The following is a 25777-nucleotide window of genomic DNA, read 5'->3' as shown; positions in this document are numbered from 1 at the left end:
TGAACATGACCTGATTAGCGAAAACCGCATGATAAAGCCTGGCGAGCGCTGGCAGGCAGTGGTGGCATGCTGATAAATGCGCAATTTCGTGCAAGCGCGTGGTTCAAGGCGCCCTCAGACTGGCCCTCAGTTTCAGGGAGAACACGCGATGAACCTATCTTTGTACCTGCTCACCGTACTGATCTGGGGCACCACCTGGATCGCCATTAAACTCCAAGTGGGCGAGGTGGCGCTCGTTGCCTCCATTGCCTATCGCTTCGCCCTGGCAGCGCTGGTGCTGTTCGCCCTGCTCTGGTTCAGTGGACGCCTGCAGCCTGTGGATCGGCGTGGCCAGATCATCTGCCTGGCGCAGGGCCTATGTCTGTTCTGCCTCAACTTTCTGTGCTTCTACACGGCCAGCCAGTGGATCCCCAGCGGGCTGATCGCGGTGATCTTCTCTACTGCCACCTTGTGGAATGCGATCAATGCGCGGCTGTTCTTCAAGCAGCGCATTGCCACCAATGTGCTGCTCGGCGGTGCGCTAGGGCTTGCCGGTCTGGGTTTGTTGTTCGGCCCGGAACTGCTCGGGCACCAGGCCAGTCGTGAAAGCCTGCTGGGCATTGGCCTGGCGCTGTGTGGCACGCTGTGCTTCTCGGCCGGCAACATGCTGTCCAGCTTGCAGCAGAAGGCGGGCCTCAAGCCGCTGACCACCAATGCCTGGGGCATGCTCTATGGTGCGCTGATCGTGGCGTTTATCGGTTTGCTCAGCGGTACGCCGTTTACCTTCGATTGGAGTGAGCGTTATGTCGGCTCGCTGTTGTACCTGGCGATCCCTGGTTCGGTGATCGGTTTCACTGCCTATCTGACGCTGGTTGGGCGCATGGGGCCGGAGCGCGCGGCCTACTGCACGGTGCTGTTCCCGGTGGTGGCGCTGAATATCTCGGTGTTCGTCGAGGGCTATCAGTGGACAGCCCCGGCGCTACTCGGCCTGGGGCTGGTGATGCTGGGTAACGTGCTGGTGTTTCGCAAGCCCAAGCCGGTGCTGGCTCCAGCTCCTGCTCGGGCCTAAGTGCCGCGAATCAGTGTGCGCAGCATAAAGCGATTGGGGTGGCTGGCCTCGGCCACTTCGCGTGGTACTGGCAGCGGTTCGTCATTCAGCCAGGCAGCGATCAGCTCGCCCGACAGCGGCGCGGTGATCAGCCCGCGTGAACCGTGGCCGCTGTTGATGTACAGGCCAGGCAGCCACGGGCAGGACGTATCCGGCACCTGGCGGGCGTCTTTGCTCAGCACGGCGTAGGCTTCGTTGAAACCGTGCTGCGCGGCCAGAGGCCCGACCAGCGGCAGGTAATCCGGGCTGGTGCAGCGAAAGGCGGCGCGGCCTTGCAGTGTGCTCGGGTCGAGCGACTGTGCGCCCAGGCGCTCGGCCAGATCCGTGGAAATTTCCCGCAGCAGTTCAAGGTTGCCGACATGCTCGGCGACGCTGGGCGTCAGGTCGTTGCTGTGAAAGTCGAAGCTGGCGCCCAGGGTGTGTTCGTTATCACGCAGGGGGGCGACGTAGCCTTCGGCGCAGACCACGGTACGCAGCGCGCGGCTGGCATCGTTGGCTGGCAGGCGGCTGATCTGCCCGCGAATGCGCTTGAGCGGCAGGTTGGCATCGCTCAGCAGGCGCCCGATCTCGGCAGCGCAGGCCAGCACCACCACGGGCGCCTCGGCCAGTACGCCGCTCTCTCCAGCGATACACCAGTGGTCATCCAGGCGTTGCAGACTCAGCGCCTCTTGGTGGCTGCGCAGGCTGATCAGCGGATGCTGCGCCAGGTACTGACACAGCGCCGGTGGGTGTACCCAGCCCGCATCCGGGTAGAACAGACCGCCAACCGCCAGGGCGACACCTGCGCGGCTTTCGGCTTGTGCCTGGCTCAGCGGGTGCAGCAGGTCGTCGGGGAAGGTGCTCGCCAACTTGCTCTGGCGCTCGGCTTCCTTGGCGTCGAAGGCCAGTTGCAGCACGCCGCAGGCATCCCAGTCGCTGCCGCGTTGCAGGCGTTCGAGCAGGCGCCGGGTATGGCCGAATCCGGCGACGATCAGTTGCGAAAGGGCGGTGCCGTGTGCCGAAAGTTTCAGATAAAGCACACCCTGTGGATTGCCGGAGGCCTCGCGGGCAACGGCGTCATGGCGTTCCAGCAAGGTCACGCGCCAGCCGCGCAGCGCCAGGCTTGAGGCCGTGGCGCAACCGGCCAGCCCGGCGCCGATGACCACGGCGTGACGCTCGCCAGCAGGTGTTTCTGGTCGGGCGAACCACGGCGCGCCAGGTGCAGCACTCAGCCCTTGAAAAGGTCCGGCAAGCATCTCGCGCTTGTGACCGAAACCTTTGACGCGAACCATGGCGAAACCGGCGGAGATCAGCCCGCGCCGGACGAAACCAGCACTGGTGAAGGTGGCCAGGGTGGCGCCAGGTGCTGACAGTCTGGCCAACTCGGCGAACAGCGCGTCTGTCCACATTTCCGGGTTCTTCGACGGGGCGAAGCCGTCGAGGAACCAGGCATCGACCTGGGCATCGAGCTGCGGCAGGTAGTCGAGTACGTCGCCGATCATCAGCGTCAGCACCACGCGGCCGCCATCGAGCAACAGGCGCTGGAAGCCTGGGTGGATGGCGCGGTACTGCGCCAGCAGTTGCTCGGCGTAGGGCGCAAGCTCCGGCCACAGGGCCAGGGCGCGCTGCAGATCCGCCAGGGCCAGTGGGAATTTTTCCACGCTGAGGAAATGCAGCCGCGCGTCATGCGGGGCATGCTCGGCGAAGGCCTGCCAGGCGCAGAGGAAGTTGAGCCCGGTGCCGAAGCCGGTTTCGCCGATCACCAGGTGGCCGCCGGCCGGCAAGGCCTGGCAGCGCTCGATGATTTGGTTGTGGGCGAGGAAGACGTGACGGGTTTCCTCCAGGCCGTTGGCGCGGGAGAAGTACACGTCGCCATAGCTGCGCGACAGCGGCTGGCCGTGTTCGTCCCAGTCGAGCTGGGCGTTGTGGACGTCGGACATGGTGCGGCTCCGGGTAAAACAGGCGGCGATTCTAACCGCTGCGGGTCGGGTTTTCCTGGCGCAGATCAATCTGCCTCCGATGCCTATCGGGCAAAGTCGCGTGCTATCCGTTAGGCTCTGATGACCATTCCAGGGAGGTCATTGCATGTTCGAATCCGCCGAAATCGGCCGCAGTATCGACAAGGCCACGTTCGAGGCCGGGGAGCCGGCGCTGCGCGAGGCGTTGCTGGAGGCGCAGTACGAGCTCAAGCAGCAGGCACGCTTCCCGGTGATCGTGCTGATCAACGGTGTCGAGGGCGCCGGCAAGGGCGAGACGGTCAAGCTGCTCAACGAGTGGATGGACCCGCGGCTGATCCAGGTCAGCACCTTCGATATCCAGACCGATGAAGAGCTGGCGCGGCCACCGGCCTGGCGCTATTGGCGACAGTTGCCGCCGAAAGGGCACATGGGCGTGTTCTTCGGCAACTGGTACAGCCAGATGCTGCAGGGCAGGGTGCATGGACAGTTCAAGGACGCGGTGCTGGATCAGGCCATCGACGGCGCCGAACGCCTGGAGCGCATGCTTTGCGATGAAGGTGCGCTGATCTTCAAGTTCTGGTTCCACCTGTCCAAGAAGCAGATGAAGGCACGTCTCGAAGCGCTCAAGGACGACCCGCTGCACAGTTGGCGCATCAGCCCGCTGGACTGGCAGCAATCGAAGACCTACGACAAATTCGTGCGCTACGGCGAACGCATTCTGCGTCGCACCAGCCGTGACTATGCGCCCTGGTATGTGGTCGAGGGCGTCGATCACTATTACCGCAGCCTCACCGTCGGGCGCATTCTGCTCGAAGGCTTGCAGGCCGCGTTGGCCAATCAGCAGCGGGAAAAACTGCAGCCGCATTCGGCGCCGCTGGTTTCCAGCCTGGACAATCGTGGCCTGTTGGCCAGCCTGGACATGACCCAGACCCAGGACAAGGACGACTACAAGGAACAACTGGCCACCGAACAGGCACGCCTGTCCGGCCTGATGCGCGACAAGCGCATGCGCAAGCACGCACTGGTCGCCGCTTTCGAGGGGAACGACGCAGCGGGTAAGGGCGGGGCCATTCGCCGTGTCACTGGCGCTCTCGATCCGCGTCAGTACCGCATCGTGCCGGTAGCGGCGCCAACCGAGGAGGAGCGTGCGCAGCCTTATCTGTGGCGCTTCTGGCGGCATGTGCCGGCGCGCGGGCATTTCACCATCTTCGACCGCAGTTGGTATGGCCGCGTGCTGGTGGAGCGGGTCGAAGGTTTCTGCAGCGAAGCGGATTGGCTGCGCGCCTATGGCGAGATCAACGACTTCGAGGAAGAGCTGACCAATGCCGGGGTGATATTGGTGAAATTCTGGCTGGCCATCGACCAGCAGACGCAGTTGGAACGCTTCAAGGAGCGCGAGCAGATCCCGTTCAAGCGCTTCAAGATCACCGAGGAAGACTGGCGCAACCGCGACAAGTGGGACGACTACGCCGACGCCGTGGGCGATATGGTCGACCGTACCAGCACCGAGATTGCGCCCTGGACGCTGATCGAGGCCAATGACAAGCGCTTCGCTCGGGTCAAGGTGCTGCGCACCATCAATGAGGCCATCGAGGCGGCGTTTGCTAGGGATTGAAGCGTTAATCGCGGCTGAAGCGGAATGCCGCCCAGCCGCTCCTACGGTATTTACTGCAATGTAGGAGCGGCTTTAGCCGCGATGCTTTTGTACCGTTCCCGATGGCCCCGGATTGCATCCGGGCTACTCCCGGCATCGCTCCGTATACGCCAGATCAATGATGGTCGCGCTCAGGGATCGGCTGGATTTATCGTCACGCCATTCGCCATCCAATAACAACGAGGTGCGTCATGCGTGAAGTGGTGATCGTCGATAGCGTGCGGACTGGCCTGGCCAAGTCCTTCCGCGGCAAGTTCAATATGACCCGGCCCGACGACATGGCCGCTCACTGCGTCGACGCGCTGCTGACGCGCAACGGCATCGACCCCAAGTTGGTCGATGACTGCATTGTCGGCGCCGGTTCCAACGAGGGCGCTCAGGGCATGAACATTGGTCGCAACGTCGCCGTGCTCTCGCGCCTGGGCAATCCGGTAGCGGGCATGACCCTCAACCGCTTCTGCTCCTCGGGCCTGCAGGCTATCGCCATCGCCGCCAACCAGGTGGCGTCCGGCTGCAGCGACATCATCGCCGCCGGCGGCGTCGAGTCCATCACCATGACCCTGAAAAGCATGAATATGGACAACCTGTTCAACCCCCTGCTGCAGCAGGAAAGTCCCGGCATCTACTACCCCATGGGCAAGACCGCCGAAATCGTCGCCAGTCGCTACGGCATCAGCCGCGAGGCGCAGGACGCTTACGCCCTGCAGAGCCAGCAGCGCACCGCGCGGGCGCAGGCCGAAGGTCTGTATGCCGATGAGATCGTGCCGATGGCGGTGAAGTACCAGGTCGAAGACAAGGCCACGGGCGAGAAGACCCTTCTCGAAGGCGTGGTCGAGGCGGATGATTGCAACCGCCCGGACACTACTCTGGAGTCGCTGGCCAAGCTGCAACCGGCGTTTGATCCGGCGGGTAGCGTGACGGCCGGCAACGCTTCGCAGCTCTCCGACGGCGCCTCCATGACTCTGGTGATGAGCCTGGAAAAGGCATTGGAGCTGGGCCTCAAGCCCAAGGCGTATTTCCGTGGGTTTGCCGTCGCGGGCTGCGAGCCGGACGAAATGGGCATCGGCCCGGTGCTGTCGGTGCCTAAACTGCTCAAGGCCAAGGGGCTGAGCGTGGCCGACATCGACCTGTGGGAGCTCAATGAAGCCTTCGCCTCGCAGTGCCTGTATTGCCGTGATGCCTTGGGTATCGATAACGACAAGTACAACGTCAACGGTGGCTCCATCGCCATCGGCCACCCGTTCGGCATGACCGGCTCGCGCCAGGTCGGCCACCTGGTGCGCGAGCTGCAGCGCCGCGAGCTACGCTACGGCATCGTCACCATGTGCGTCGGTGGCGGTATGGGGGCCACGGGATTATTCGAAGCCTACCGCTGAGGCGAACGGCAGGCATAAAAAAACCGGATCGATGATCCGGTTTTTTGTATTCGGGGAAATCAGGCAGCGACGAAGTTCGCGGGGTAGGCGAGGTTGGCCTGGCTGCTTTGCACTTCAGCGATGGTTTCGCGTACGACCTGCTTGGCCAGGCAGGCGCACTTGCCACATTGGCTGGCGATGCCGAGGCTGCCACGGACTTCGCGGTAGCTGCAGCAACCTTCGTAGACCGCTTCGCGGATCTGGGTATCGGTGACACCTTCACAGAGGCAGACGTACATGGGCAAGGCTCGTCCCGGTGATTCTGTTGGATGTGAAGGATACTAATGTTAATGAGAATGCTTGTCAAAGCAGCTTGGGGAATAACCTAGAGAAATACTGGGGAGCTGACGAGTGGTTGTTAAGCCAGGGCATAAAAAAAGGTTCATCGCATTTTCAGGGGGAATGACGGGTTGACACCGGACTGGCAAGTTTGTGTGAGTGTGCTCTGGTTTCCGGTGTAAAGCTGCTTATCGGGGACTGTCAGTAATTTTGTGTTCGGGCATCACATGCGTTTAAGGTGCATGACATGCCTAGCAAAAAGACCCCGGCCATCAAGGCCAAGAAAGAGCTGCCTGAGATTCCTAAGGAGCTGGTCGAACAGTTCGTCACAGGCCCGATGGGGAGGCAGCTTGGGGGGCGGGGGGCGACATCGATCAAGTTCCTGGGCGGCAGGCCGGGATGGCTGCCGGTACTATCAGGCGCGGCCCGGCGCCTGGCTTGTATCGATGTGCTCGATTGGCGTGCGTGGCGTTGTTGCCGATCAACGGCGCAGGTGCAAACAGCACGTAAACGCAGGGCAAAAAACAAACGGTGGCGCGCCATTGAAGCAGGCTGAAAGTCCTCCGGCTTGTACGTTTGTTCGAGTTTTTGCCGAGGCTGTTTTGTTCTTGAGATGGGAATTTCTTTCAACTAGTTTGGAGAAAGCTGCCTTTTGGCGGTGCGATTTTTTGCCCTACTTGGAAAGCGAAGCGACTGATGATTCGTCTAGGGGATGCCTGGATTTCACTGGAGCGCAGGGAGGCCTTCCTGGGCGGCGCTGCTGTACGTCTGGGGGCGCGTGCCTTCGATGTGCTGGCGGCCCTGCTGGCTGCCCCCGGCCGCTTGCTGACCAAGGCCGAGCTATTGCAGGCTGCCTGGCCCGAGGTGGTGGTCGAGGAGAACAATCTGCAGGTGCAGATTTCTACCTTGCGGCGGCAACTGGCGCTGGATGCGCGGTTACTGGAAACCGTGCCGCGCCGGGGCTATCGCCTCAATCTCGAACCGCTTGAACAGGCAGAGTACCGCCCTGTACCGGCCAACGATCCTGCGCCCGCTGTCGAGGTGCATGTGATCGATGACGAGCCCGCCGTACGCACGGCGCTGGTGCGCCAATTGCGCGCCGCCGGTATCGACGCCTGCGCCTACGCCTCGGCGGGGGAGTTTCTCGACTGCCAGCCCTGTGATCGCCCCGGTTGTCTGCTGCTCGATGTGCGTCTGCGTGAGGGCACGGGATTTGACCTGCAGGCGCAACTGGCCAGTTGCGGGGCTCCGCTGCCGATCATCTTCATGAGCGGGGTGGGCACCATCGACATGACGGTGCGGGCGATGAAGGCCGGTGCCGAGGGTTTTCTCACCAAGCCGGTGGAGGAGGTGCAATTGCTGGCCGCGGTGAGTGAAGCCATGGCCCGCGCCACGGCGCAGCACCGGCAGAGCCATGCCCGCCAGGCGATCCAGGCGCGTTACGCCAGCCTTACGCCCCGTGAGCGTGATGTCTTCGTTCTGCTGCTGGAGGGCCAGCAAAACCGACAGATCGCCCAGCGCCTCGGTCTGCAGGACGTGACGGTGAAGATGCATAAAAAGCACGTGATGACAAAACTCGGGGCGAGCAACCTGATACATCTATTCGCGGCTGGACGTGCGTTGGGCATGCTCCCCCAGCTCGATGCGGTCGCCGAACCGGCCTGACCCCGCATGCGCCGTCTTCCTTCTGCCCAACCGTTGCCAAGGGCTTGTCATGAAGGTCGTGTGCGTCGTCGACGACGACCCCCAGGTTCGCAAGAGCCTCGCCAATCTAATGCGTTCTGCCGGGTATCAGGCCGTGTGCTTCGCCTCGGGTGAGGGCTTTCTCGCCTCGGACTACTGTGCGCGTGCGCAGGCGCTGGTGCTCGATTGGCATATGCCCGGTCTGCAGGGGGGCGATGTGCTGTATCGCCTCAAGGCTGCGGGGGTATCCCTGCCGGTGATTTGCATGTCTGCCGATAATAGCCAGGCGCTCGCCGAGCACGCGCTAGAGGCTGGCGCTCAGGGTTTTCTGGGCAAACCATTCAGCGCTGAGGCCTTGCTGGCATTGTTGGCCCAGTTGCTTGGAGGCGCGCGATGAGCAGCCAACCGAGGATTGCCTCGGCGTCTGTGAGCGAGGGTTGGCTGCATTGTTTTGACGCGCACTGGCTGGTTAACCTGAGTTGGCAGGCGCTGGATCACTGCGGTGCGGTGAGTCGTTGGCGAGTCGATGATGCGCGCGCCGCCCGCCGCTGGCTGGTGGTACGCGCTGAGGCGCAGGCCGCGCCTTGGGAGCAGGCTGGGCTGGATCACGAATATGCCTTGGCGCCGCGTCTCGATGCTGCTTGGGCATTGCTGCCGGTGGCGCGTTTAAGCGATGCGCAGGGCACTTTGCTGGTGCTTGATGACGAAACCGGTGTGCCCTTGTCGGCGCAGATCAAGGCGCCTCTGTCGGTGTCTCGGTTCTTGCAGTGGGCAATGGCCAGTGCGCAGGCGTTGGCAGGTTTGCATCGAGTGGGGCTGGTGCACCGCACGCTATGCCCGGAGAACCTCATTCTCGATGAAAGCGGCACGGTAAGGCTCACGGGCTTCTACCGTACAGCGGCGGATGAGCCGGGGCAGATGCTGCCGGCAGTCGCGCATTTGGCCTACGCGCCGCCTGATCAGCTTGGCAGACCTAGCGCCGATCTCTACGCGTTGGGCGTGTGCTTTTTTGTCTGGTTGACCGGGCGTCATCCGTTCGAGGTGCAGAATTTTGTCGAGTGGCAGCATCGTCACGCCGCTGTCGCCGTGCCTACGCCGTCATCATTGCGCCCTGAGCTACCGGCCTATCTCGACGAGTTGCTGTGCTGGATGTTGGCCAAGCGTGGGGAGGCCAGGCCGCAGCAGGCTGAACAGGTGCTGGCGGCGTTGCAGTATTGCCAGCAGGTCTGGCGTGATGGCAGTCACTTGCACCATCCGATACAGGCGCCATCGCGCCTGATGGGGCGTGAGCTATTGGCGGGTGGCGATGTCGATGCCTTGCTGGTTGCGCGTTTGCAGCGCCTGAGCGTGGAAACCCGTGAGCTATTGCAGGTGCTGGCGTTGCTGGGCAATCGGGCGCCTGAACATGAGCTGGTCAGTGCCTGCGGTCTTTCTTGTGCACAGGTCAGCGCTTATTTGGCTCCGGCGCTGGGCAGTGGGCTGGTCGTTGAACAGGGTGAGAGGCTGTTCGTTCATGACTCGGTGCAGGAGGCTGTGCGCGCCAGCCTGCTACCGGAGCAGGCGGTGAGCCTGCAGGTGCGCCTGGTGGATAACCTGATCCGCGCGCTACCCGAGCCTGCTGGCCATGAAGCCTTGGCACGTGTGGCCGAGCAGGTTTTGCGGCTGCCGCCCGAGGTGCTGAGCACCGTGCAGCGCCAGGTCTGCGTGGACCTGTTGATACGCGCGGCGGGGCTGGCTATCGATGTCGCGGCGGCGGGTTTGGCTCTGGCCTATCTGCGCCAGGCGCAGGTGTTGCTCGGCGATCTTGATGAGCCGCTGCGCCGCGATCAGGTGAGCCTGCAGAGGGTGCGAGGGCTGATCCTCGATGCCGATTACGCCGCTGCCGAGCAGAGCATCGCCGCGTGTCTGGCGGTTGCCGTGCCGGTTGCGCGTCGGGTCGAATTGCTGCGTCTGCAGGTGGAAACCCTGACCCTGCAAGGGCGCTACCGGGCGGCGGCGCAGTGTGCCATCGAAGCACTGGCCGAACTGGGTATCGAGTTTCCCGCCCAGCCATCTGCGCAACAGGCTGAGGCCGCCTGGCAGGCGCTGCTGGATGAACTGGGCGAGCGTCCGCCTTGCGTACTGCTTAGCTTGGCACACGCCGAAGATGCCGCCGTGCTGTCAGTCATGAGCCTGTTGTCGCTGTTGATGATTCCGGGTTCGTTCACCCAGCCGCATGTGCTGCTCCTGGCCAGCAGCCGCATTACTCTGCTGGCGTTGCGCCATGGCTCCAGTGCGATGGCGGTGCATGCGCTGGCCTGGCTGGGGGTGGCCGCTGCTGAACGCTTCGGGTGCTATGAGTTGGGCTTTGCCTTCAGTTCCGTGGCCCGACAGTTGGTCGAGCGCCCGGAGTACGCCGCCAGGCGCATGTCGGTGCTGTTGGCACTGGATCAGGTCAGTGTCTGGTCACAATCACTGCCTTACGCGCTGGACTGCGCCGAACAGGCTTATCGCTGCAGCCTGTCGCAGGGCGCGCCGAGTTTCGCCTGCTATGCCAGCAACCACATCGTTTCCGATTTGCTGGTGTTGGGCGCGCCCATCGAACGCATGTTGCAGCAGATCGATACTGGCTTGGCCATCGCGCATAACCTGGAGTTTCTCGACGCGCAAAGCCGTCTGCAGATCCAGGCGCGCTACATTCGCCGCCTGGCAGGTGAGAGTGGCAGTGCCTGGGCGATTCCCGACAGGGCCACTTTGCAGGCGCAGGTGCAGGGCAGCGAGATGATGCAATTGCATTTCTGGTGGTGGCTGTTCGAAGGCTTGCTGGCGTTTCTGGAGGGGGACTTCGTCGCGGCGCAGGCTGACCTGCAGCGTGCCTGGGAGCTGACCTGGAGCGTACCGGCGCATATCCACCAGATCGATCTGGCGTTGTTCAGCGTGCTCAACCGGGCCGCGCTGCAGGGCAATGGCGGGCAGGTGCAGGATTATGCAGAACCACTGCGCCACCTGCGCCGCTGGGCTGCGCTCAATCCGCTCTACTTCAAGGATCGCCTGGCCTTGGCCGAGGCCGAGGTGGCGCGGGTCGAAGGCGATTGGGGGACTGCGCTGCGCCTGTACGAACAGGCCATCGAGCATGCACAAAATGCCGGTGCGGTGCATATCAAAGGGCTGGCACATGAGCTGGCGGCGCGCTGCCATGGTGAGCTGCAATTGCACGTCAGTGCTCGCGAACACCTGCGCCAGGCCCATGCGGCGTGGTTGCGTTGGGGCGCGCATAGTCTGGCTCAGAAGCTGCAGCAGACGCATGACTGCCTGCGCGAGCCGGGGGGCGGCGTGCAGTGGGCGCAGCCGCTGACGCAGCAGGCGGAGCGGCTGTCGATCACCCGCGCCTGTCAGGCCCTGTCGAGCGAGATCGAGCCGGATGCACTGATCGAAAGCCTGCTGGCCAATGCCGCCATGTATGCCAACGCGGGTTATGTGGCGCTGGCCCTGATCGATCGGCAGCACCTGCGTGTCGCGGCGTGCGGCCAGTCGAACAACGCTGGTGTGCGTGTGCGTTTGGCTCCGCAGGAGCCGATTGAGCAGTTGTTGCCCTTGCGGCTGGTCAACCGGGCGATGAGCGGTGGTGCGCCGTTGCTGGTGGAGGGGCGCTACGCCTTGCGCCGTTACACCGACGATCCCTACCTGCTCCAGTTGGACTCCGGTTCGGTGCTGTGCCTGCCGTTGCTCAAGCAGCGCGAGGTGATCGGTGCGCTGTACCTGGAGAACCGTCTGACCACCGGCGTTATCGACCCCGCACGGATTGACCTGCTGACCTTGCTGGCGGCGCAGGCGGCAATTTCCCTCAGCCATGCGCGCCTGTATGCCGATCTGCTGACGGAGAATCAGCGCCACCGGGAAAGCCAGGACAACCTGCGGCGTACTCAGGCGTTGCTGGCACTGGGGCAGGCGGTGAGCCGTTACGGCACCTTCGTCTGGCGCCTGGGCAGCGAGCCGTCGTTCTGGTCGACGGCACTGTTGACCGAACTTGGCATACCCCCCGCTGACGACTACCTGCAGCACCCGAGCGCATTGGTGCATGAGGATGATCGTGCGCGCTTCGAGCAGGCGCTGGCGGCGGCGTTGGAGGCGCGTTCTGGCATGCGTCTGGAGTTTCGCTGCGTCTGGCCACAGCCATCGCCGCGTTATCTGGAACTGCTGCTCGAACCGGTCGACCTGTACACCCTGATCGGCGTGGTCAGCGATGTCAGCGAGCGGCGCCGCACCGAGGCCGAGTTGCATGCCGCGCGCAGCGAGCTGGAGCGCACTGCGCAGGCGGCGATCCTGGGTGAGCTGACGGCATCGATCTCGCATGAAATCAACCAGCCGCTGGCGTCCATCCTCTCCAATGCGGCGGCCAGTGTGCGCTGGCTGGAGCGCGAACAGCCTGCGGTGGGGGATGCGCTCGAAGGCTTGCAGGACATCCTCAGCGAGTGCCGTCGTGCCGCCGAGATCATCCGCGCGACCCGTGCCCTGGCGAGCCAGGCGCCGAGTGAGCGGCAGTTGCTCGATCCTGCCCAGATGATCCGTCAGGTGCTGGCGATCATTCAGGCTGAGCTGGACGACAAGCACGTCGAGTTGAGCCTGCATCTGCAGAGTGGGTTGCAGGTTAGCGGCGATGCCGTGCAACTGCAGCAGGTGGTGCGCAATCTGCTGCAGAACGCGATCGAGGCGATGAACGCGCTAGCGGCCAGCCAGCGCCGTTTGCGTCTGCAATGCGTCTGTCAGAACGAGGATGTGCTGATTCTGGTCGAGGACAGCGGGGCGGGGGTGCCGCAGGCGCTGCAGGACCAGGTATTCCAGGCCTTCTTCAGCACCAAGTCCAGTGGTATGGGCATGGGCCTGGCGATCTGTCGTTCGATCATCGCCAGCCATGGGGGTGTGCTGGGCGCGACCCATGGGCGCAATGGCGAGAGCCTGTTCTTCTTCACCCTGCCGCAGTATCGCGGCTGAAGCCGTTTCAGGGTTTTTCAGTGTTGCTCAAGGACGCCTGAGCCCCTGGTCGCGATGCTTGCCTCATTGTCGAGGAGAGTGATCATGAGCGCATTGGGGCTGGCCAAGCAGGTGACGTTGGATGCCGAAGCCTATCGATTGACGCAGGGCTTACAGGCTCTTTTGCAGTCATCGGCAGGCGATGAAGAACGCTTGTTCTCTCTGACTCGGCAGTTGTGCGATTACCTGTTGGGCGACCATCAGGATGAGCCCGAGCGTGCCCAGCAACGCGCGCGCCTGGCGCCCTGGCAGGAACGCAGAGCCAAGGAGCTGTTGACCAGCAGTCTTTCCGGGCGTCTGTATATCGCCGAGGTGGCGCAGCAGTGCGCGATGTCGCGCAGCCATTTTTCCCGTGCGTTCAAACAGAGCACCGGGCTGTCGCCGCAGGACTGGGTGCTGAATCTGCGTATCGAGACGGCGCAGCATCTGCTCAGCCAGAGCAACCGCTCGTTGACCGAGATTGGCCAGGATTGCGGTTTCTGCGATCAGGCGCACTTCACCCGCACCTTCAACCGTTTGCTGGGCGTCTCCCCCAATCGCTGGCGGCAGGCGCGGCGGCCTGTATGCGCTTCAGGGATACCACTGTAGGGATAGGTTGGCGCGGCCATTACCTTCGCAAGGTGACTGCGCGGTGCTGTGGGAGGCGCTTTAGCAGCGAGTTTTTCCGGTTTTTCAGTCGCACCATGCGCGGCTAAAGCTCCCTCCTGCAAGGGATTGGCGTGTGGCTGGATCGCCAACAGAGTCTCTACAATGACGGCCTCATTCGCGAGGCCGCTTGTCATGCTCGAACTCGACTCCACCTTGGCGCAGCATATCGTCGACCGTGCCATGGCCATCCTGCCGCACAACATCAATGTGATGGATGCCCAGGGCATGATCATCGGCAGCGGCGATCCCAGCCGACTGCATACCCGTCATGAAGGCGCGCAACTGGTGCTGGCCAACCGCCGTGTGGTGGAGATCGATACGCAGGCGGCGGCCTGTCTGCGTGGCGTCAAACCCGGCGTGAACCTGCCGTTGCTGCATGCCGATCAACTTATCGGTGTGCTGGGTATCACCGGTGAGCCGGATACGGTGCGGCCCTATGCCGAGCTGGTACGCATGGCCGCCGAGATGCTTGTGGAACACCGCGTGTTGCAAGCTGAACGGCATTGGCAGCGGCATCAGCAGGAAGCCTGGCTGCGCCATTTGCTCGACCCGCAGCAGAGCCTGGCCGGGCTGGCCTCCGAAGCCGAGCGGCTTGGGTTGCAGTTGGGCTGGCCGCGGCAGATGTGCCTGCTGCAACTGAGCGAGCAGGGCGACCCGTTGCCGCGCCAGGCGCGTCTGCTGGCGGCGCTGGGGGGCAAAAGTGAACATCTGGTGGCGCCACTGGGGCGCTTTGAGTTGCTCTGGTGTCGGCCTTACAGCGCCGCGCGCGATGATCAGGCCTGGCTGGCGCAGGCCGATGAGCGTGAGTGGGGCGTGCAGTGTCTGGCACTTAGCGATCCGCTGGCTGATTTGGCCGAATTGCGTCAGGCCAGCCTGGTGCTGCGTGATCTGCTGGCTTATGGCCGGGCACGCTTTCCCGAGCGCCGCCTGTTATGGCTGGATGAACTGCGCCTGCCCACGCTGCTCTACGCCCAACGCCACAACTGGTTGCTGCAGGGCTGGCTGGCACCGCTGCGCCGGGTGCTGGCGCAGGATACTCAGGGCAGCCTGCGCGAAACGCTGGAGGCCTGGTGCGCTCACGACGGCCAGGCGCAGACCTGCGCGCAGGCGCTGGGCATTCATCGCAATACCCTGCGCTATCGCCTGGAGCGTATCGGCGAACTCAGTGGGCTGGATCTCAACCGTCTGGAGCAGCGCTTACAGCTATCTCTGGGGCTTGGTCTGCTGGAGCCGAATGCCCAGGGTTGAAGGTCTGCAGATAGCAGCAGGGCATGCTGTTGTTGTCGGAGCGGATTTATCCGCGATTGGGGTTGGTACTGCGTCGGAAAAGATCGCGGCTGAAGCCGCTCCTACGCAGAGCCGCATGAGGTCGCAGTGCGCTTGATCGGTAGGAGCGGATTTATCCGCGATGAGGTTGGCACTGCGGTGGCGAAATCGTGGCTGAGGCCGCTCCTGCAAGGGGGCGGCGTTGTGCGTGTGCACAGGAGCGTGCGCGATCATGTCGGGACTGTTGGTGCCTGTGCACAGGGCGGCGGTGGCATGAGCTGAGCCACAATGGTTCGCCTATCGGCATTTCTAGCCGGGCGCTGTATCCGCTCATAACAATAACGAGGAGATTGGCCATGGGCCTGGTTCTGATTCTGGTGGCGCTGATCGCGTTCATCGTGCTGTCTACCACCCGCTTTAAACTTCATCCCTTCCTGGCACTGCTGGGCGCGGCGCTGATCGCCGGTTTCGCCTATCAGGTGCCCAGTGGCGAAATCATCAAGACCATTACCGCAGGCTTCGGGGGCATCCTCGGCTATATCGGTATCGTCATCGTGCTCGGCACCATCATCGGTGTGATTCTCGAACGCAGCGGCGCGGCCATCACTATGGCCGAGACGGTGATTAGTCTGCTGGGTCAGCGCTTCCCCACGCTGACCATGTCGATCATCGGTTATCTGGTATCGATCCCGGTGTTCTGTGACTCCGGTTACGTCATCCTCAACTCGCTGAAGAACGCCCTGGCCGCGCGCATGCAGGTCTCCGTGGTGGCCATGAGCGTGGCCCTGGCCACCGGCCTGTACGCCACCCACACCTTCGTGCCGCCAACGCCGGGGCCGATTGCCGCTGCCGGTAACCTGGGCCTCGATGCCTCGCTGGGCCTGGTGATCCTGGTGGGGTTGGTGGTTGCTGCTGCGACCGCCTTTGCCGGTATGCTCTGGGCCAACCGTTACCTCAAGCAGGATGACAGCCAATTGCTGGAAGAAGCGCCCAGCGAACTGCTGGCCGAGAACATCGACTTCGAGGCGCTGCGTGCCCGTTACGGCAAACTGCCGAGTGCCTGGCAGGCCTTTGCGCCGATCTTCGTGCCGATTGCGCTGATCTGCCTGGGTTCGATCGCCGCCTTCCCGAGCAAGCCGTTTGGCACGGGCGGCCTGTTTCAGGTGCTGAGCTTCCTCGGCCAGCCGGTTGCGGCGTTGTTGGTCGGTCTGGCGTTGGCCTGCAGCCTGCTCAAAGGCGAGGACAAACCTAAGCAATTCCATGACTTCGTCGCTGACGGCCTCAAGGATGCCGCGCCGATTCTGCTGATTACCGGTGCCGGTGGCGCCTTCGGTGCGGTGCTCAAGGCCACCGCGCTGACCGGCTACCTGGGCGACACCTTGTCGGCGCTAGGCATTGGTTTGTTCATGCCGTTTTTGGTGTCTGCCGCGCTGAAGAGTGCGCAGGGCTCGTCCACCGTGGCGCTGGTGACTACGTCGGCGATGGTGGCACCGTTGCTGGGCAATCTGGGCCTGGACAGCGAGATGGGCCGCGTGCTGACCGTGATGGCCATTGGCGCCGGTGCGATGACCGTGTCTCACGCCAACGACAGCTTCTTCTGGGTGGTCACCCAGTTCAGCCGTATGAAAGTGGGCACCGCTTACCGTGCGCAAACCCTGGCGACGCTGGTGCAGGGTATCGCCGGTATGCTCACGGTCTGGCTGCTGAGCCTGGTGCTGCTGTAATTCGCTCCATAGGCGAACGGCTTGCGGTCGTTCGCCCCTGCCGAAGGTATCAAGATGAAAATTGTCATTGCCCCCGACTCCTTCAAGGAGAGCCTCAGCGCGCCTGATGTGGCGGCTGCCATTGCCCGTGGCTGGCAGCAGGTGTTCCCCGAGGCCCAGTGCCTGCTAAGGCCGATGGCCGATGGCGGCGAGGGCACGGTTGACGCGCTGCTGGCCGCCGTTGGCGGTGAACGCCGTGAATGCCAGGTGCGCGGCCCTATGGGGCAGCCGGTGCAGGCGCACTGGGGCTTGCTGGACGATGGCACGGCGGTGATTGAAATGGCCGCCGCCAGTGGTTTGCACTGGGTGCCGCGTGAGCTGCGTGATGCCCGCGTGGCGTCGAGCTACGGCACCGGCGAGCTGATTCTGCAGGCGCTCGATGCCGGTGCCACGCGGATCATCCTCGGCCTCGGTGGCAGCGCCACCAATGATGCTGGTGCGGGGTTGTTGCAGGCCCTGGGGCTGCGTTTGCTCGATGAGCAGGGGCGTGAGCTGGCGCCAGGTGGTGCGGCCTTGGCTGCGCTCGATCAGCTCGATCTGACAGGGTTGGACCCACGCCTGCTGTCAGTACAGGTAGATGTGGCGGCGGATGTCGACAACCCGCTGTGTGGCCCGCGCGGGGCCTCGGCGGTGTTTGGCCCGCAGAAGGGTGCGACGCCTGCGCATGTCGAACAATTGGATCAGGCGCTGGGGCGTTTCGCCCGTATCGTCGCGGCAACCTTAGGCGAGGATCACGCCAGCTTTCCCGGCGTTGGCGCGGCTGGCGGCCTTGGTTTTGCGGCGCGGGCTTTTCTCAAGGCGACCTTCCGTCCGGGGATCGAGCTGGTGGCCGAGCTGTCCGGCCTGGCCACGGCGGTGCAGGGGGCCGACTTGGTGATTACCGGAGAAGGGCGGATGGACGCACAAACCCTGCACGGCAAGACGCCGATGGGCGTGGCGCGGGTCGCTCAGCAGGCTAATGTGCCGGTGATCGCTCTGGCTGGCAGTCTGGGGGACGATTATCAGGCGTTGTACGCTGCGGGGATTGAGGCTGCCTTTAGTCTGGCGCCGGGGCCGCTGAGCCTGGAGCAGGCCATGGCGAGGGCGGCAGGCGAACTGCAGGCGCGCGCCGTGGATATTGCGCGCTTATGGCGTATTGCGCGGTGTGACTGACGGCTTTTCGTAGGCGAAGGCCGCGCGTTCAAGAAAGGCGGGTAACGCTTTGCGCGGCACGTTCTGCTGACGCGCTGCGACCAAGCATTCGAGCATGTGGCTGCGCATATCGGCATCGTTACCGGCCAGTGCGAGGGCCAGGTCGCGGTCTATCCAGCGGCGTATACGCAAGTACAGCCAGGCGTGAAAGGCCAGACCGGCGACAGTCGTGGCGACGATGATGAAATAGTCCATGCAATACTCTGATGCATTGATGCAGGCCGCATTCTAGCTGTCGCCCGGCTGTACAGCGCTGCGTCTTTACGCCGCGCCGGGTGACACTTGGCCATGCAGAGAGTCTAATAAGCGTTAGTCATCAATGGAGGAAACAAACCATGCGTAAGCCCGCAGCTATGGCTGTATTCGTTGCCGCGACACTCGCTCTGGGCGGTTGCGCTTCGAGCCTGACCGGCGATACCTACAGCCGTGATGAGGCGCGCCAGGTTCAGACAGTCCGCATGGGCACCATTGAGTCCCTGCGTCCAGTGAAGATCGAGGGTACCAAGACGCCAATCGGCGCCGGTGCTGGCGCGGTCGTCGGTGGTCTCGGTGGCAGCACGCTCGGCGGTGGACGCGGTAGCGTGGTGATGGCGGTGGTCGGTGCGGTCGCTGGCGGCTTGTTGGGCGCGGCAACCGAGGAAGGCCTGACCCGTACTCAGGGTGTGGAAATCACCGTGCGTGAAGACGACGGCACCATGCGTGCCTATGTGCAGGAGGTCGAGCCGAATCAGATCTTCCGCGTGGGTGAGCGGGTACGCATCATGACCGTTAACGGTACCAGCCGCGTCACTCACTGAGGGCGTGTAGGGAAAAACCGGAGCAGTTCAGGCTGCTCCGGTTTTTTTATAGCTGCTGGTGCCTGCGGCGATAGAAAAATCTGCTTATCTGTCGACTGGCGCGTTTAGTAATAATTCAATGCATGACGATGCGTTGATAGGTATGGATAATCGTCGGTTATTCTTGCCGCGACAATGACTTAGCTGATTCATTGTGGTGCGTGGTTCGTCACCGTCAGGGAGTTGCGACTCCAATTCTCGTCGTCGGTCGTGGCTGGCCGGTGTGCCTGCATAAGGGGTTTTGCTGATGGCGCTTGCGTTGATCGTCGCCTTGCCATTTTTGGGTTTGTTTCTTCCGGTGCTTACCGAGCGACTGGGGCGTTCGGCTTGCGCTGTCGCCGCGGCGTTGCCGCCGTTGGTCGCGCTGGTGCTGTTGTTCAGTCTGCAGCCGGGCGTGTTCGCCGGTGAGGTGCTGCGGGTCAAGCACGAGTGGTTGCCGCAACTGGGCTTCAACCTCAGTCTGCGCCTTGATGGCCTGGGCTTTCTCTTCGCTCTGCTGATTCTCGGCATTGGCCTGCTGGTGATTCTCTACGCCCGCTATTACCTGGCCAAGAGTGAGCCGATGGGGCGATTCTTCGCCTTTTTGCTGCTGTTCATGGGCGCCATGCTCGGTGTGGTGCTGTCGGAAAACCTGCTGCTGATGCTGGTGTTCTGGGAACTGACCAGCCTGTCTTCGTTCCTGCTGATCGGTTTCTGGGGCTCGCGCTCCGATGCGCGCAAGGGTGCGCGTATGGCGCTGGCCGTTACCGGTGGCGGCGGGTTGGCGCTGTTGGCCGGTATCCTGCTGATCGGTCATATCGTTGGCAGCTTCGAGTTGTCGCAGGTGCTGGCCGCTGGTTATGCAATCCGTGCCCATGAGCTGTACCCGCTGGTGCTGGTGCTGGTGTTGCTGGGTGTGTTCACCAAGTCGGCGCAGTTCCCGTTTCATTTCTGGCTGCCGCATGCGATGGCGGCGCCAACGCCGGTGTCGGCTTATTTGCACTCGGCCACCATGGTCAAGGCTGGGGTCTTTTTGCTGGCCCGCCTGTACCCGGCGCTGGCTGGCTCGGAATGGTGGTTCTATCTGGTCAGCCTGACCGGCCTGGCCACGCTGTTGATCGGCGCAACGCTGGCGTTGTTCCAGCATGATCTCAAGGGGCTGCTGGCGTACTCGACCATCAGCCACTTGGGCCTGATTACCCTGCTGTTCGGCCTCGATACGCGCCTGGCAGCAGTGGCGGCGGTGTTCCATATCATCAACCACGCCACCTTCAAGGCCTCGCTGTTTATGGCTGCCGGGATCATCGATCACGAAACCGGCAGCCGCGATATGCGCCGTATCAACGGTATGTGGAAGTACATGCCGCACACGGCGCTGCTGGCGATGGTGGCGGCGTCGGCGATGGCCGGGGTGCCACTGCTCAATGGCTTTTTGAGCAAGGAAATGTTCTTTACCGAGACGCTGCATCAGCATCTGCTGGGCAGCTTCAATTGGGTGATTCCGGCAGCCGCGACGTTGGCCGGGGTGTTTTCGGTGGCTTATTCGCTACGCTTTATCCATGACGTGTTCTTCAACGGTGAACCGATCAATCTGCCGAAGTATCCGCCGCACGAGCCGCCGCGCTATATGAAGGTGCCGGTGGAGGTGCTGGTGTTCCTCTGCTTGCTGGTGGGCATTGTGCCGGCCTATACCGTGGCGCCGCTGTTGACGTCGGCGGCGTCGGCGACCCTCGGTGGCCAGGTGCCGGAGTACAGCCTGTCGATTTGGCACGGTTTCAACTTGCCGCTGATCATGAGCGTGGTCGCATTGGTCGGTGGTGTGCTGGTCTACGCGCTGCGCAAACCGCTGTTCCGCTGGTACGCCGGGATGCCTCATGTGGACGCCAAGCTGGTGTTCGAGCGGATGGTGGTGAGCCTGTTCAACGCTGCCAGCGCCGTGACTCGCTGGCTGGATAACGCTTCGCTGCAGCGTTATATCGCTTATTTGCTGGGCTCGGCCATTGTCGTGGTGGTGATGGCGCTGGGGCCGCTGCCGGAGTTGGCCGGTTCGGTGCCGCTGAGCCCGATCGATGGCATCACCGCGCTGGGCTTGGGCATTTTGACGTTGGCGGCGCTGGTCACGGTGATCTTCCATCGCCAGCGCCTGGTGGCGCTGCTGATGCTCAGCGTGGTGGGTCTGATGGTGGCTCTGGCGTTCGCTCGTTATTCGGCGCCGGATCTGGCGCTGACTCAGCTATCGGTCGAGGTGGTGACCATCATCCTGCTAATGCTGGCGCTGTTCTTCCTGCCGGCCCAGACGCGGGTGGAGTCCAGCAGTATGCGCGCGCTACGTGACTTCAGCCTGGCCATTGGTAGTGGGGTGATGGTGGCGATGCTGGCCTTTGCCGTACTGACTCGCCCGTACGAGAGTATTGCCGGCTACTTCCTGGCCAACAGCGTTTCTGGCGGTGGCGGTACCAACGTGGTCAACGTGATTCTGGTGGACTTCCGTGGCTTCGATACCCTGGGTGAGATTTGTGTACTGGCCATTGCCGGTGTCGGCATCTACGCCATGCTCGATGGTTTGCGCCTGTTCCAGCCCAATGCCGATGCCGAGGGGCGCAGTTGGGCGCGTGATCGTCACCCGCTGATCCTTGCCACGCTGTCACGCGTGCTGTTGCCGATGGCGCTGCTGATTTCGGTGTTCATCTTCCTGCGTGGCCACAACCTGCCAGGTGGCGGCTTCATCGCCGGTCTGGTCACCGCCGTGGCGTTGATCCTGCAGTACGTGGCCAGTGGTGTGCAGTGGACGCAGTCGCGTTTGCCGCTGAACTATCACCGCCTGGCGGGCGGCGGTGTGCTCATCGCCACTGCGACCGGCCTGGGCAGTTGGTTGTTCGAGCGACCGTTCCTGACCTCGGCGTTCGGTCATTTCAATATTCCGTTGGTGGGAGAAATCGAGTTGGCGACCGCCATGTTGTTCGACCTGGGCGTCTACCTGACCGTGGTTGGTTCGACTCTGCTTATCCTCGCCAACCTGGGCAAGCTGACCCAGGAAAAGCCCGGACAGGAGGTACTCTGATATGGAAGCGCTATTTGCCGTGGCGCTCGGCATCCTGATCTCTAGCGGGGTCTATCTGCTGCTGCGTGCTCGTACCTTCCCGGTGGTGATGGGGCTGACCCTGATTTCGTATGCCGTCAACCTGTTCCTATTCGCCATGGGCCGCCTTCAGGGCGGTGCCTCGACGGTAATCGGACGTGGTTCGCAGTATGTCGATCCGCTGCCGCAGGCGCTGGTGCTGACCGCCATCGTCATCGGCTTCGCCATGACCGCGTTCGTCGTGGTACTGGCACTGCGTAGCGTCGGTGAGTTGAGTACCGACCACGTCGATGGGCGGGAGCAGCATCGATGAATCATGCGTTGATCCTGCCGATTCTTCTGCCCTTGCTGGCAGGCAGCCTGCTGCTGGTGGCCGCGCGTCGCGACATGCTGTTCAAGCGCATCGTCTCGGTCAGCGCCAGCGCTCTGCTGGTGCCGCTGAGTCTATGGCTGCTGTTACAGGCTGACCAAGGCGCAATTCAGGTGTATGCACTGGGTAACTGGCAGCCGCCGTTCGGTATCGTGCTGGTGCTCGACCGCCTTAGCGCGCTGATGCTGATGGTGACTTCGGTGCTGGCACTGTTCGCCGTGCTCTACGCCATGCGTGGCGATGACGAGCGCGGGCGCAACTTCCATGCGCTGTTCCAGTTCCAGTTGCTGGGTATCAACGGCGCCTTCCTTACGGGTGATTTGTTCAACCTGTTCGTCTTCTTCGAGATTCTGCTGATCGCCTCTTACTCGCTGCTGTTGCACGGCGGCGGTAAGGATCGGGTGCGCTCGGGGCTGCACTACGTGGTGCTCAATCTGGTGGGCTCGGCCTTCTTCCTGATTGCAGTGGGCACCCTTTATGGCGTCACCGGGACGCTGAACATGGCCGATATGTCGCTGCGCGTTGCCGCAGCCGGCGCTGATCATGCGCCGTTGATCGCCGCGGCCAGTATGCTGCTGTTGGTGGTATTCGGTCTCAAGGCTGCGTTTCTGCCGCTGTACTTCTGGTTGCCGCGTGCCTATGCCTCGGCCACTGCGCCGGTGGCAGCGCTGTTCGCCATCATGACCAAGGTGGGGCTGTATTCGATTCTGCGCGTCTACACCCTGGTATTTGGCGACGAAGCCGGTGGTCTTGGGCATATGGCGCAGGAATGGCTGTGGCCGTTGGCGCTGCTGACCCTGGCGTTGGGCGCCATTGGCGCCTTCGCCTCGGTCACGCTGCAAGGCATGCTGGCTTATCTGGTGGTGTTGTCGGTGGGCACGCTGCTCGCCGGCATGGCGCTGGGCACGCCTGAGGCGCTGCAGGCTGCGCTTTTCTACCTGATCCACAGCACTTGGGTGGCGGGGGCGCTGTTTTTGATCGCTGACCTGATCAGCCGCCAGCGCGGCATCAAGGTCGGTCAACTGATCCAGGGCCCGGCCCTGCAGAACCCGCATATCCTCGGCGCATTGTTTTTCGCCGGGGCGATTGCCGTGGCCGGTTTACCGCCGTTGTCCGGTTTCTTTGGCAAGGTGCTGCTGCTCAAGGCTGCCGGTGCTGGTTGGCAAGCCGCATTGCTGTGGCCGGTGGTGCTGCTTGGCGGTCTGGTAACCCTGATCAGCCTCAGTCGCGCTGGTAGCACGTTGTTCTGGCGCGTTGGTCTGAGCCAACTCGACAGCGCCGAATTGGACGAAGGCCGCCTGGCCGCTGCTATCGGTCTGCTGCTGATGAGCCCCGTGCTGGTGGTCTGCGCCGCGCCTGCGCTGGACTACATTGCCGCGCTGGTGGCGCAACTGCATGACCTGGAGAGCTATCACATGATCCTGCGCAGCGGAGGTGGTGCATGAACGCACGTCGCGGGTTGCCGCATCCACTGCTGAGCCTGTGCCTGCTCGGCGTCTGGCTGCTGTTGGTGAATGATTTCAGCTTTGGCCATGTTCTCTTGGGTGCTTTCCTGGGCTGGCTGATCCCGCTGGTCAGCCAGGTGTTCTGGATCAACCCGCCGCAGATCCGCAAGCCGATCAAGCTGTGCCTGTTCCTGCTGCGGGTGTTGGGCGACATCGTGGTGGCCAACCTGGAAGTGGCCAAGCTCATCCTCGGCCCGACCAGCCGTCTGCGCCCGGCGTTCCTCGAAGTGCCGGTGCAACTGGACGACGAACTGGCGCTGACCATGCTCGCCAGTATCGTTTCGCTGACGCCGGGCACCGTTTCCGCCGACCTCAGCGATGACAAGCGCACGCTGCTGATCCACAGCCTCAACGTGGATGACGAAGCCGAACTGGTGCGCAGCATCCAGACCCGTTACGAAGCCCCGCTGCTGGAGGTGTTCGCATGCTCGCGTTCGTGATCCCGATTTGCCTGGCCATCATGGGCTTGGCGCTGGTGCTGACCCTGGCCCGCTTGATCAAGGGCCCGGACATGCCTGATCGCATCCTGGCGCTCGATACCCTGTACATCAACGCCATCGCTTTGCTGGTGCTGTTCGGCATCTGGCTCGGTTCGGATCTGTATTTCGAAGCGGCGCTGCTGATCGCGGTGATGGGCTTCATCGGTACCGTTGCAGTGGCCAAGTATCTGCTGCGCGGCGACATCATCGAATAAGGAGCCACCATGAACGCTTGGATCGAAGGCCTGGTTGCGCTGTTCCTGTTGCTCGGTAGCCTGTTCGCCCTGGTAGGGGCCATCGGCCTGTATCGCCTGCCGGATTTCTTCATGCGCCTGCATGGCCCGACCAAGGCCACCACCATGGGCGTGGGCGGCATGGTTATCGCCTCGCTGATCTTCTTCGGCACACGCGGCGAAGGCATCAGCCTGCACGAATTGCTGATCACCCTGTTCCTGTTCATCACCGCGCCAGTCAGCGCGCATATGCTGGCCAAGGCCGCGCTGCAGCAGAAGCTGCCGGTGAACGAGAACACTCGCGGTCGCCCTTGGGAGCAGTGACAGTTTTCTCGCGCGGTTGTGTCTGTCGGCGCGCATGCCGGGTTCCTAAACTGAGCGCCTGACCTCGGACGAGGTGACCCTCATGCAGCTACGCGCGGCCCAGAAGGCTGATATCGAGGCCATGGGCGATCTGCTCCTGGAGCACGGCCCCAACACTTGGAACTACTTGCCCGAAGCCGAGGTGCGTGTAGATTTGGCTGCTATCGCTACAGACCAGACGCGCGCCTGGCTGGCCGAGGAGGGGGGCGAGTTGTAGGGGGGCGTCAGTTACCGGCTGACCGATGCCTTTGCTGAGCACCAGCCACCTTCGCGCGCTACGCAGCCGCACGCCTATATCTGCGAGGCAGTGGTGCATCGCCAGCAGGCCGGTCGCGGCCTGGGCTCGCGGCTGCTACGAGAGGTGGTGGACAGGCTGCTGGCGCAGGGGGTGCGCGATATCTACATCGACCGCCATGAAGAGAACGCGGCCTCGGCGGGGATGATGCACAAGGCCGGTTTCGTCGAGTTGCTGACCTACGCCGATCCCGAACGCCGACCCAATGGCTCGGGGCGTTCGACCTTGTGCTGCCTGAGAGCCGAGGCCGAGGGATGATCAAGCGTCTGGCCGCCATCGCCTTGCTGGCCGTCCTGCAGCCATTGCTAGCCCTTGCGCTTTACCAGGGGGCTTTCGAGGCTTATCGGCAGATGGCTGGCAGCATTCGTCGCGATATCAGCTACGGCCTGCAGTTGCAGCATTCGCTCTATGTGTTTGCTGCTTTGGCTTTGGGTAACGCCATCTGGTTGACGAGTGGCCGCAGTCGACGCAGTGGTCTGATCGGTACTGGCATCTGCCTGTCGCTATGGACGCTGTACTGGGCCAACATCTTTGCCAGCATGCCGCTGCGCAGCGTGCTGGTGGTCAGTGTGGGCGTACTGGTTCTGTTGTTGCCTGCTGTGTTGTTGCAGCGGCGATTTTGAGCGCAGCGAAACGGCCATGCAGGGGTTTGCCGGGCATTTGACATCACGCCAGGCGTTGCACGCGGCCGCTAGCCGAGGATAT

General features: G+C 63.0%; 22 protein-coding genes and 1 pseudogene. 20 read left to right on the top strand and 3 right to left on the bottom strand.

Going from position 1 to position 25777, the window contains the following annotated elements; genetic code table 11:
* Window positions 1-148 precede the first annotated feature (148 nt).
* Window positions 149-1048 carry a DMT family transporter gene (locus AERO9A_RS17975; RefSeq protein WP_159973282.1) on the top strand — a complete coding sequence of 300 codons (900 nt, stop codon included), beginning with the start codon at window positions 149-151 and terminating at the stop codon, window positions 1046-1048.
* On the opposite strand, the gene mnmC is transcribed toward AERO9A_RS17975, so the two are convergent.
* Window positions 1045-3006, bottom strand: coding sequence for a bifunctional tRNA (5-methylaminomethyl-2-thiouridine)(34)-methyltransferase MnmD/FAD-dependent 5-carboxymethylaminomethyl-2-thiouridine(34) oxidoreductase MnmC (mnmC, locus tag AERO9A_RS17970; protein ID WP_159973281.1), 1962 nt, complete (start codon window positions 3004-3006; stop codon window positions 1045-1047). The genes AERO9A_RS17975 and mnmC overlap by 4 nt on opposite strands.
* Window positions 3007-3151: 145 nt before the next feature.
* Here mnmC and pap point away from each other — a divergent pair, with 145 nt between their 5' ends.
* Together pap and AERO9A_RS17960 are read left to right on the top strand one after the other, a co-directional pair.
* Window positions 3152-4639 (top strand): polyphosphate:AMP phosphotransferase, encoded by a 1488-nt coding sequence (gene pap, locus AERO9A_RS17965; protein ID WP_159973280.1) that lies wholly within the window; start codon window positions 3152-3154, stop codon window positions 4637-4639.
* 230 nt (window positions 4640-4869) lie between these two features.
* Window positions 4870-6054: a thiolase family protein gene (locus AERO9A_RS17960; RefSeq protein WP_159973279.1), complete on the top strand. Its 1185-nt coding sequence runs from the start codon at window positions 4870-4872 to the stop codon at window positions 6052-6054.
* A 59-nt stretch (window positions 6055-6113) separates the two neighbouring features.
* Here AERO9A_RS17960 and AERO9A_RS17955 read toward each other — a convergent pair whose 3' ends face one another.
* Window positions 6114-6332 carry a bacterioferritin-associated ferredoxin gene (locus AERO9A_RS17955; protein ID WP_159973278.1) on the bottom strand — a complete coding sequence of 73 codons (219 nt, stop codon included), beginning with the start codon at window positions 6330-6332 and terminating at the stop codon, window positions 6114-6116.
* A gap of 287 nt (window positions 6333-6619) precedes the next feature.
* Here AERO9A_RS17955 and AERO9A_RS17950 point away from each other — a divergent pair, with 287 nt between their 5' ends.
* From AERO9A_RS17950 to AERO9A_RS17915, 8 genes are all read left to right on the top strand, one after another.
* Complete coding sequence (locus AERO9A_RS17950; RefSeq protein WP_159973277.1) at window positions 6620-6928, top strand: hypothetical protein; 309 nt, start codon at window positions 6620-6622, stop codon at window positions 6926-6928.
* Between the two features lie 140 nt (window positions 6929-7068).
* Entirely contained in the window at window positions 7069-8037 is a 969-nt protein-coding gene (locus AERO9A_RS17945; protein ID WP_159973276.1) for a response regulator, read from the top strand.
* 49 nt (window positions 8038-8086) lie between these two features.
* Window positions 8087-8452 carry a response regulator transcription factor gene (locus AERO9A_RS17940; RefSeq protein WP_159973275.1) on the top strand — a complete coding sequence of 122 codons (366 nt, stop codon included), beginning with the start codon at window positions 8087-8089 and terminating at the stop codon, window positions 8450-8452.
* The gene (locus AERO9A_RS17935; RefSeq protein ID WP_159973274.1) at window positions 8449-13026 is read left to right on the top strand and encodes an ATP-binding sensor histidine kinase; all 4578 of its coding nucleotides are present in this window, start codon (window positions 8449-8451) and stop codon (window positions 13024-13026) included. Before AERO9A_RS17940 ends, AERO9A_RS17935 begins: the two co-directional genes overlap by 4 nt.
* 84 nt (window positions 13027-13110) lie before the next feature.
* On the top strand, window positions 13111-13653 hold the full coding sequence (locus tag AERO9A_RS17930; protein WP_159973273.1) for a helix-turn-helix domain-containing protein: 543 nt from the start codon (window positions 13111-13113) through the stop codon (window positions 13651-13653).
* Between the two features lie 192 nt (window positions 13654-13845).
* Window positions 13846-14961 carry a sugar diacid recognition domain-containing protein gene (locus AERO9A_RS17925; RefSeq protein WP_159973272.1) on the top strand — a complete coding sequence of 372 codons (1116 nt, stop codon included), beginning with the start codon at window positions 13846-13848 and terminating at the stop codon, window positions 14959-14961.
* 374 nt (window positions 14962-15335) lie between these two features.
* Window positions 15336-16703: a GntP family permease gene (locus AERO9A_RS17920; RefSeq protein WP_159973271.1), complete on the top strand. Its 1368-nt coding sequence runs from the start codon at window positions 15336-15338 to the stop codon at window positions 16701-16703.
* A 54-nt stretch (window positions 16704-16757) separates the two neighbouring features.
* The gene (locus AERO9A_RS17915) at window positions 16758-17894 is read left to right on the top strand and encodes a glycerate kinase (protein ID WP_159973270.1); all 1137 of its coding nucleotides are present in this window, start codon (window positions 16758-16760) and stop codon (window positions 17892-17894) included.
* Here the strand turns inward: AERO9A_RS17915 and AERO9A_RS17910 are convergent.
* Window positions 17868-18128: a hypothetical protein gene (locus AERO9A_RS17910; protein WP_159973269.1), complete on the bottom strand. Its 261-nt coding sequence runs from the start codon at window positions 18126-18128 to the stop codon at window positions 17868-17870. The genes AERO9A_RS17915 and AERO9A_RS17910 overlap by 27 nt on opposite strands.
* Window positions 18129-18268: 140 nt before the next feature.
* Between AERO9A_RS17910 and AERO9A_RS17905 the strand changes: the two genes are divergently transcribed.
* The 9 genes and pseudogenes from AERO9A_RS17905 (at window position 18269) to AERO9A_RS17865 (ending at window position 25695) form a co-directional block, all read left to right on the top strand.
* Window positions 18269-18730 (top strand): hypothetical protein, encoded by a 462-nt coding sequence (locus AERO9A_RS17905; RefSeq protein ID WP_159973268.1) that lies wholly within the window; start codon window positions 18269-18271, stop codon window positions 18728-18730.
* A 286-nt stretch (window positions 18731-19016) separates the two neighbouring features.
* Window positions 19017-21809 (top strand): monovalent cation/H+ antiporter subunit A, encoded by a 2793-nt coding sequence (locus AERO9A_RS17900; RefSeq protein WP_159973267.1) that lies wholly within the window; start codon window positions 19017-19019, stop codon window positions 21807-21809.
* 1 nt (window position 21810) lies between these two features.
* Complete coding sequence (locus AERO9A_RS17895) at window positions 21811-22140, top strand: Na+/H+ antiporter subunit C (protein ID WP_159973266.1); 330 nt, start codon at window positions 21811-21813, stop codon at window positions 22138-22140.
* The gene (locus AERO9A_RS17890) at window positions 22137-23642 is read left to right on the top strand and encodes a monovalent cation/H+ antiporter subunit D (protein ID WP_159973265.1); all 1506 of its coding nucleotides are present in this window, start codon (window positions 22137-22139) and stop codon (window positions 23640-23642) included. The genes AERO9A_RS17895 and AERO9A_RS17890 overlap by 4 nt, the downstream gene beginning before the upstream one ends.
* The gene (locus AERO9A_RS17885; protein ID WP_159973264.1) at window positions 23639-24142 is read left to right on the top strand and encodes a Na+/H+ antiporter subunit E; all 504 of its coding nucleotides are present in this window, start codon (window positions 23639-23641) and stop codon (window positions 24140-24142) included. Before AERO9A_RS17890 ends, AERO9A_RS17885 begins: the two co-directional genes overlap by 4 nt.
* Window positions 24127-24396 (top strand): K+/H+ antiporter subunit F, encoded by a 270-nt coding sequence (locus AERO9A_RS17880; RefSeq protein ID WP_159973263.1) that lies wholly within the window; start codon window positions 24127-24129, stop codon window positions 24394-24396. The genes AERO9A_RS17885 and AERO9A_RS17880 overlap by 16 nt, the downstream gene beginning before the upstream one ends.
* A gap of 9 nt (window positions 24397-24405) precedes the next feature.
* Entirely contained in the window at window positions 24406-24738 is a 333-nt protein-coding gene (locus AERO9A_RS17875) for a Na+/H+ antiporter subunit G (RefSeq protein WP_159973262.1), read from the top strand.
* An 82-nt stretch (window positions 24739-24820) separates the two neighbouring features.
* Window positions 24821-25330, top strand: a pseudogene (locus AERO9A_RS17870) (N-acetyltransferase family protein).
* Window positions 25327-25695: a hypothetical protein gene (locus tag AERO9A_RS17865; protein ID WP_159973261.1), complete on the top strand. Its 369-nt coding sequence runs from the start codon at window positions 25327-25329 to the stop codon at window positions 25693-25695. The pseudogene AERO9A_RS17870 and the gene AERO9A_RS17865 overlap by 4 nt, the downstream one beginning before the upstream one ends.
* Window positions 25696-25777 lie beyond the last annotated feature (82 nt).

The sequence above is a fragment of the Pseudomonas sp. 8Z genome, from assembly GCF_902506535.1.
GTDB lineage: Bacteria > Pseudomonadota > Gammaproteobacteria > Pseudomonadales > Pseudomonadaceae > Aquipseudomonas.
Note: the sequence above shows the minus strand (reverse complement) of the source record. Positions and strands in the feature narration are given on the sequence as shown.

Bases quoted from the DNA above. Each gene is read 5' to 3' on its own strand.
- AERO9A_RS17975 (WP_159973282.1), top strand. From the start codon at position 149: ATGAACCTATCTTTGTACCTGCTCACCGTACTGATCTGGGGCACCACC.
- mnmC (WP_159973281.1), bottom strand. From the start codon at position 3,006: ATGTCCGACGTCCACAACGCCCAGCTCGACTGGGACGAACACGGCCAG.
- pap (WP_159973280.1), top strand. From the start codon at position 3,152: ATGTTCGAATCCGCCGAAATCGGCCGCAGTATCGACAAGGCCACGTTC.
- AERO9A_RS17960 (WP_159973279.1), top strand. From the start codon at position 4,870: ATGCGTGAAGTGGTGATCGTCGATAGCGTGCGGACTGGCCTGGCCAAG.
- AERO9A_RS17955 (WP_159973278.1), bottom strand. From the start codon at position 6,332: ATGTACGTCTGCCTCTGTGAAGGTGTCACCGATACCCAGATCCGCGAA.
- AERO9A_RS17950 (WP_159973277.1), top strand. From the start codon at position 6,620: ATGCCTAGCAAAAAGACCCCGGCCATCAAGGCCAAGAAAGAGCTGCCT.
- AERO9A_RS17945 (WP_159973276.1), top strand. From the start codon at position 7,069: ATGATTCGTCTAGGGGATGCCTGGATTTCACTGGAGCGCAGGGAGGCC.
- AERO9A_RS17940 (WP_159973275.1), top strand. From the start codon at position 8,087: ATGAAGGTCGTGTGCGTCGTCGACGACGACCCCCAGGTTCGCAAGAGC.
- AERO9A_RS17935 (WP_159973274.1), top strand. From the start codon at position 8,449: ATGAGCAGCCAACCGAGGATTGCCTCGGCGTCTGTGAGCGAGGGTTGG.
- AERO9A_RS17930 (WP_159973273.1), top strand. From the start codon at position 13,111: ATGAGCGCATTGGGGCTGGCCAAGCAGGTGACGTTGGATGCCGAAGCC.
- AERO9A_RS17925 (WP_159973272.1), top strand. From the start codon at position 13,846: ATGCTCGAACTCGACTCCACCTTGGCGCAGCATATCGTCGACCGTGCC.
- AERO9A_RS17920 (WP_159973271.1), top strand. From the start codon at position 15,336: ATGGGCCTGGTTCTGATTCTGGTGGCGCTGATCGCGTTCATCGTGCTG.
- AERO9A_RS17915 (WP_159973270.1), top strand. From the start codon at position 16,758: ATGAAAATTGTCATTGCCCCCGACTCCTTCAAGGAGAGCCTCAGCGCG.
- AERO9A_RS17910 (WP_159973269.1), bottom strand. From the start codon at position 18,128: ATGGACTATTTCATCATCGTCGCCACGACTGTCGCCGGTCTGGCCTTT.
- AERO9A_RS17905 (WP_159973268.1), top strand. From the start codon at position 18,269: ATGCGTAAGCCCGCAGCTATGGCTGTATTCGTTGCCGCGACACTCGCT.
- AERO9A_RS17900 (WP_159973267.1), top strand. From the start codon at position 19,017: ATGGCGCTTGCGTTGATCGTCGCCTTGCCATTTTTGGGTTTGTTTCTT.
- AERO9A_RS17895 (WP_159973266.1), top strand. From the start codon at position 21,811: ATGGAAGCGCTATTTGCCGTGGCGCTCGGCATCCTGATCTCTAGCGGG.
- AERO9A_RS17890 (WP_159973265.1), top strand. From the start codon at position 22,137: ATGAATCATGCGTTGATCCTGCCGATTCTTCTGCCCTTGCTGGCAGGC.
- AERO9A_RS17885 (WP_159973264.1), top strand. From the start codon at position 23,639: ATGAACGCACGTCGCGGGTTGCCGCATCCACTGCTGAGCCTGTGCCTG.
- AERO9A_RS17880 (WP_159973263.1), top strand. From the start codon at position 24,127: ATGCTCGCGTTCGTGATCCCGATTTGCCTGGCCATCATGGGCTTGGCG.
- AERO9A_RS17875 (WP_159973262.1), top strand. From the start codon at position 24,406: ATGAACGCTTGGATCGAAGGCCTGGTTGCGCTGTTCCTGTTGCTCGGT.
- AERO9A_RS17865 (WP_159973261.1), top strand. From the start codon at position 25,327: ATGATCAAGCGTCTGGCCGCCATCGCCTTGCTGGCCGTCCTGCAGCCA.